Genomic DNA, 6,296 nt, shown 5'->3' with positions numbered 1-6,296 from the left:
CCCGTTGTCGTCGCGGCCGTTGTACTCCTGCCCGTTGTCGTCGCGGCCGTTGTACCCCTGCCCGTTGTCGTCCCGGCCGTTGTACCCCTGCCCGTTGTGGTGCTGCCGGTGGCCATGGCCGTCGTCGGCCTGGGCCGCGGTGGCACCGGCCATCCCGGTCATCGCCAGAGCGATGGATGCGACCGTCACGCCAATGATTCGTTGAGCATGCATGGATACTCCCTGCGGTAGCTGTACGACTTCGACGGGATCAACACCACCACAGGCAGCACTGGGCAGCTCGTCACGTTAGGCCGACGGGGGGCGCGCACCGGCCATACCGTCTCCCCTGGACCCACTGTCGCGCACGGTCGTGGGGCGCGTTGTTCTGTACGCATGGCAGAGCATCCGGTGATCCGGTTCACGAACGAGTTGATGCGCCACTTGGGGCCCACACGCCTCGGCGGGCGGGTGATCCGTAGTGTGCGTCGCTGGTGGCCGGTCGGTAGGACGCTACCCGGGGCCGTCTGTGGGCCGTCGATCGGCGGCCCAGAGTGACCAACGACGACCATTGACGACCGCCGGGGCGCTGGTCGTGCAGGTTTCCACGCGGATTGCCCCAGACCGCCCCGGAGCCGCATAAGTTCCTGCGCAACAAGAAGCGGGAGTGGGGGGAGTACCGCTCCGAGGCCACGCCGTTCGAGCTGAAGAAGAACCTGCCGGTGCTGTAGGCGCAGCTCAGGGGGACGGGATCTCCGGGCCGGCGACCTCGGTCGCCGGCCCACGGTGTCGTCCGAGGAACGTGGCCTGTCATTCACGCGACGTACAGATCGTTCTCGCCCGTCGGCCGGCCCAGCTTCTTCATATTGTCCGATCACGCCTGTACCGGGTTGCAGGCGCGGAAGGACGGGGGATCGCGATGCGCGGCGAGGTATTAGGCGGAGCTTTCGAGGCATCAGGACTGCTGGGCACCCTGAATTCGTTGATCGACAGCCGCGAGGTACTGAGTGCGCTGCTGATCGCCCTGGTCACCGGCTTCGTGGGCGTGGTGTGGGTGGCGATCCGGCAGCGCCGCCGGATCAGCTGGAGCGTGCTCTACGACGAGCCGATCAACCAGGGTCCAATCAACCCGAACGGGCCCGACATGTGGGAGATCACCTCGCAGGGCCGGCAGATCGAGCAAGGCAGGCCGGCCCAGGCCCGAACCCGGGGCTGGGCCGGCCGACCGGGCCGGGTGTCAGGACGTCCAGATGCCGGTGACGTCCGATGCCGACGACGAGGCGCCCGCTGCCGGCAGGCCCTCCATGTCCTCGATGGTGCGCAGCAGGTCGAAGTGGTTGTAGGCGGTCGAAGAGCTGCTGCCCGGTGTGACCGGCTGCCCGTAGAGCACGGTCGGGATCTGGTTGGCCGTCGTGTCGTCGTCCTCGTCCCAGGTGACGACGAGGAGGCTGTTGTGGGTCTGCGCCCACGTCGCGTACGCGCCGAGGTTGTTCTTCAGCCATGTGTCGCCCTGCTGCACCGTGCCGTCGTGCATGTCGTCGTCCAGGTTCGGGACCACGAACGAGACGGGCGGCAACTGGGAGTAGTCGGTGGGGAATTGCTTGAACGTGTCCGCCGTGGATGTCGGGACGTTGCTGAAGCCGAACCACGGGTTGTGCTTTTGCGCGTACAAGCCGCTGGTGCACACCGTCGAGCCCTGGCTGGGCAGGGTCTCGTTGTAGCTGGTCCAGGTCTTGCCCGCGGCGATCAGTTCCGAGCCCAGGTTGGCGGCTGAGCTGAAACCCGGCGTGATGCAGGAGTCGTCGGTGATGCCCTGGGTGTCACCCGAGAACAGGTCGTAGTAGTTCGGCTGGCTCGGGTGGGTCTCGGCCGTCATGTTCGTCAGGTTCGCGCCGCCGCTCGCGAGCGAGTTGATGTACGGGGCCTGGGAGCTGCCGATGATCTGGTCGTACGCGTGGTTCTCCTCGATCACCACGATGATGTGGTCCGGGGTCGGTACGCTCGCGGCCCGCGCCGGAGCCGCGCCGCCGAGCCCTGCCCACGCCGCGGCGAGGCCGAGGGCGGATGCGAGGGCTGCGGCTCTGGTCCTTGTGGTGCTGTGCACTGCTGGCCTCCGTCGGTCGGACAGATTGGGGGGCGATCCGAGAAGTGCTGTGCGGTGCTGAGCGCAGCCAGCGTAGGAGCGGGAGGATGGCGCGGTCCGTGCAGGGAGAGTGAAGATCTGGGGAACGCTACGGATACCGCCGCGGCGTACCGCAAGGGCGACGCCGCGGTTACGCTCGCTGATGCGGATCACGAGGAGGGTGGCCCATGCTGGAAGGGCGGCGCAGCAGTACGTTCACCAGGTTGCTGCGGCACGGGTTCACCGATCCGGCCGCGGCCGCGCGGCTGCTCGATGCTCCGGAGCTGGCGGCCGTACGCAGCGATCCGGTGCTGCTCGACGCCCTCGGCGCCACCGCCGACCCCGATCTTGCGCTGCGCGGCCTGGTCAGGCTGGTCGAGGCCCAGGACGGCGACGAGCGCCATGTGCTGCTCGACACCCTCACCACCGCCAAGCCGCTGCGTGACCGGCTGCTCGGCGTGCTCGGCGCCTCCGCCGCGCTCGGCGACCACCTGGCGCGCCACCCGCACGACTGGCACGCGCTGGTCACGTACGAGTCGAACGATCTCCATCCGGGGGTGGAGGACTTCGAACGCGGGCTGCGCAAGGCGATGGCGGAATCCTCCGCGCCGCCCGCCGATGCGCTGCGCGCCGCCTACCGGCGCTGCCTGCTGACGATCGCCGCGCGCGATGTCTGCGGGACGAGCGATCTCGCCCAGACCGCCGCCGAGCTCGCCGACCTCGCCACGGCCACCCTGCGGGCCGCACTTGCCATAGCCCAGGCGGAGGCGCCGCAGGACACGGCTGCCTGCAGGCTCGCCGTGATCGCGATGGGCAAGGCGGGCGGCCAGGAGCTCAACTACGTCTCAGACGTGGACGTGATCTTCGTTGCGGACGTGCCGGACGCGGGTGGTGAAGCCGTGGACGAGGCCCGCTCGCTGCAGGCGGCGACCCGCCTCGCAAGCCGCATGATGAGGGTCTGCTCGGACACCACCGCCGAAGGCACCATCTGGGAGGTCGACGCCAATCTGCGCCCCGAGGGCAAGAACGGCCCCCTCGTGCGCACCTTGTCCAGCCATATCGCGTACTACAAGCGCTGGGCGAAGACCTGGGAGTTCCAGGCGCTGCTGAAGGCGCGCCCGGTCGCAGGCGACGCCGAGCTGGGCCGGCGCTACATCGACGCGCTCTCGCCCATGGTGTGGCAGGCCGCGGATCGCGACCACTTCGTCGCCGACGTGCAGCAGATGCGCCGCCGTGTGATCGAGAACATCCCCGCCGCCCACCTCGACCGCGAGCTCAAGCTCGGCCCCGGCGGCCTGCGCGACGTGGAATTCGCCGTCCAGCTGCTGCAGTTGGTGCACGGCCGTACCGACCTGTCCCTGCGCAGCGCCACCACCTTGACCGCGCTCGGCCAGCTCGCCCGGGGCGGCTACGTGGGCCGCGCCGACGCAGCAGCGCTCGATGCCGCGTACCGCTTCCTGCGCTCGATGGAGCACCGGATCCAACTGCACAAGCTGCGCCGCACCCATCTGGTCCCCGACGACGAGGCCGATCTGCGCCGCCTCGGGCGCTCGCTGGGACTGCGCGCGGAACCCGTCGCCGAGCTCACCAGGGAGTGGAAGCGGCACACCGTCGAGGTCCGGCGACTGCACGAGAAGCTCTTCTACCGGCCGCTGCTCGACGCCGTCGCCGCGCTCGAACCGACCGCCGCGCGGCTCAGTCCCGCAGCCGCCCGCGAGCGTCTCGAAGCGCTCGGCTACGCCGATCCGGCCACGGCCCTGCGCCACCTGGAGGCGCTCGCCTCCGGGGTGAGCCGCAAGGCGGCGATCCAGCGGACCCTGCTGCCGGTGTTGCTCGGCTGGTTCGCCGACTCCGCCGAGCCGGACGCCGGCCTGCTCAACTTCCGGAAGGTCTCCGATGCGCTCGGCCGTACGCCGTGGTACCTGCGGCTGCTGCGGGACGAGGGCGCCGCAGCCGAGAACCTCGCCCGCATCCTCTCCTCCGGCCGGCTCGCCCCCGACCTGCTGCTCCGCGCGCCCGAGGCGGTGGCGCTGCTGGGCGACCCCGAGGGGTTGAGGCCGCGCTCCCGCCTCGCCCTCGAACAGGAGGTGCTGGCCGCGGTGAACCGTGCGGACAGCCCGGAGGCCGCGGTCACGGCGGTGCGCGGGGTGCGCCGCCGTGAGCTGTTCCGTATCGCGGCCGCCGACCTGACCGGTGCCTTCCAGCCGGAGCACGACGCGGGAGCGGCGGTCGATGCGGTGGGCACCGCGCTCTCCGACGTCACCACGGCTACCATCGCCGGCGCCCTGCAGGCAGCCATGAACGCCGTCAGGGCCGAGCTGCGGGGCGACCTGCCGACCCGGATCGCCGTGATCGGCATGGGCCGCTTCGGCGGGCGCGAACTCGGGTACGGTTCGGACGCCGACGTCCTGTTCGTCCATGAACCCGTCGAGGGCGCCGGCGAGACCGAGGCCGCGCGCGCCGCCCTCCAGGTCGCCAACGAGCTGCGCCGCCTGTTGCAGATCCCGACCGCCGACCCGCCCCTGGTGGTGGACGCGGATCTGCGTCCCGAGGGCAAGAGCGGCCCGCTGGTGCGGTCGCTCGCCTCGTACGCGGCCTACTACCGCCGCTGGTCGCTGGTGTGGGAGAGCCAGGCGCTGTTGCGCGCCGAGCCGGCCGCGGGCGACACAGCGCTCGGCGCACGCTTCGTCGAGCTGATCGATCCGCTGCGGTACCCCGCCGAGGGGCTCGGGGACGACGCGGTACGCGAGATACGGCGGCTCAAGGCGCGTATGGAGGCCGAGCGGCTGCCGCGTGGGGCCGACCCGACCACGCACACCAAGATCGGCCGTGGTGGCCTTTCGGACGTGGAGTGGACGGTGCAGCTGCTGCAGATGCAGCACGGCTGGGCCGAGCCGGGACTGCGGACCACCCACACCCGGCGGGCGCTGGCCGCGGCCGCCGCCGAGGGCCTGGTGGACGTCGAGGACGCCGCCGTGCTCGACGAGGCGTGGGTGCTGGCCACACGCGTGCGCAACGCCGTCATGCTGGTGCGGGGCCGTCCCGGCGACACCTTCCCCACCGACGGGCGCGAGATGGCCGCCGTCGCCCGCTACCTCGGCTACGGGCCGGGACATGTCGGTGAGCTGGTCGACGACTACCGCCGTACGACGCGCCGTGCCCGTGCTGTCGTCGAAAGACTGTTCTACGAGGCCTAATGGGCAGCGGTGGCCAAGGCAACGTACCGCGGCAGGCGGTAGGTCAGTCTGCCGTAGACGAGGAACGACACCGTGAAGCCGAAGCTGAGCGTGACGATGCCGCCGCCGGCGTCCAGCCAGAAGTGGTTCGCCGTGGAGATGATCACCACCAGTGTCGTCACCGGGTAGAGGATGCCGAGCGCCCTCGCCCACAGCGGCCGTGCCAGCGTCGCGATGGTGATCCCGCACCACAGTGACCAGCCGATGTGCATGGACGGCATCGCCGCGTACTGGTTGGAGACGTGGGCGAGGTCACCGGAGGCCATCGAACCCCAGGTGTGATGGACCGCGACGGTGTCGATGAAATTGCCGCCTGCCATCAGCCGTGGCGGCGCCAGCGGATAGAAGTAGAAGCCGACCAGTGCGATGCCGGTGGTGGCGAAGATGGTCAGCCGGGCCGACGCGTACCTGCCAGGATGCTTGCGATAGAGCCACACCAGCACGCCGATCGTCATGATGAAGTGCAGCGTGGCGTAGTAGTAGTTCATGCCCACGATCAGCCACGTCACGGAATCGATGGCGTGGTTGATCCGGTTCTCCACGGCGATGCCGAGCGACTGCTCGAGATGCCAGATCTGGTGTGCGTGCCGCATCGCGGCGGCTGCCTGTTTGGGAACCGCGTTGCGTACCAGCGAATACACCCAGTAGCTCGCGCCGATCAGCGCGATCTCGAACCACAGCCGCGGTCTGCGGGGCTTGCGGGCCCAGCCGACGAGGGTATGACGGCTCTCCGTGCGGCGGTCCTCACGCGATGCTCCACCGGCCTCGACGACGGGGTCGATGGAACCGGTGGAGCGCGGAGGGGCGGCCGCACGGCCTTCCAGGATCTTCGCTGTCGGTTCCCCCATAGGGCGATAGTCTGCCAGACGGACGACGCCCACCGATCATCCCCTGGTCGGGTCTTCGACATCTCATGTACTCCTCAAGGCCCACTCTCCGTCGAAGGTCCTTGTGGCCTG

The 6,296-nt window shown here is 69.9% G+C and carries 3 protein-coding genes and 2 pseudogenes; 2 read left to right on the top strand and 3 right to left on the bottom strand.

What is annotated here, in order from left to right; genetic code table 11:
- Positions 1 to 213: pseudogene (locus NGB36_RS13815) on the bottom strand (hypothetical protein); the annotation flags it as partial.
- A 410-nt stretch (positions 214 to 623) separates the two neighbouring features.
- On the opposite strand from NGB36_RS13815, the pseudogene NGB36_RS13810 reads away from it, so the two are divergent.
- A pseudogene (locus tag NGB36_RS13810) lies at positions 624 to 710 on the top strand (glutamine synthetase); the annotation flags it as partial.
- A gap of 506 nt (positions 711 to 1,216) precedes the next feature.
- Here the strand turns inward: NGB36_RS13810 and NGB36_RS13805 are convergent.
- The gene (locus tag NGB36_RS13805; protein ID WP_255920530.1) at positions 1,217 to 2,083 is read right to left on the bottom strand and encodes an alkaline phosphatase family protein; all 867 of its coding nucleotides are present in this window, start codon (positions 2,081 to 2,083) and stop codon (positions 1,217 to 1,219) included.
- A gap of 206 nt (positions 2,084 to 2,289) precedes the next feature.
- Here NGB36_RS13805 and NGB36_RS13800 point away from each other — a divergent pair, with 206 nt between their 5' ends.
- Positions 2,290 to 5,298: a bifunctional [glutamine synthetase] adenylyltransferase/[glutamine synthetase]-adenylyl-L-tyrosine phosphorylase gene (locus NGB36_RS13800; RefSeq protein WP_255920529.1), complete on the top strand. Its 3,009-nt coding sequence runs from the start codon at positions 2,290 to 2,292 to the stop codon at positions 5,296 to 5,298.
- Here the strand turns inward: NGB36_RS13800 and NGB36_RS13795 are convergent.
- On the bottom strand, positions 5,295 to 6,185 hold the full coding sequence (locus tag NGB36_RS13795) for a phosphatase PAP2 family protein (protein ID WP_255920528.1): 891 nt from the start codon (positions 6,183 to 6,185) through the stop codon (positions 5,295 to 5,297). The two genes, NGB36_RS13800 and NGB36_RS13795, sit on opposite strands and share 4 nt — an antisense overlap.
- Between the last annotated feature and the right edge of the window lie 111 nt (positions 6,186 to 6,296).

The organism is Streptomyces humicola, assembly GCF_024436035.1.
Classification (GTDB): Bacteria; Actinomycetota; Actinomycetes; order Streptomycetales; family Streptomycetaceae; genus Streptantibioticus_B; species Streptantibioticus_B humicola.
The sequence above is the reverse complement of the archived record's forward strand: the minus strand, read 5'-3'. Positions and strand labels throughout refer to the sequence as shown.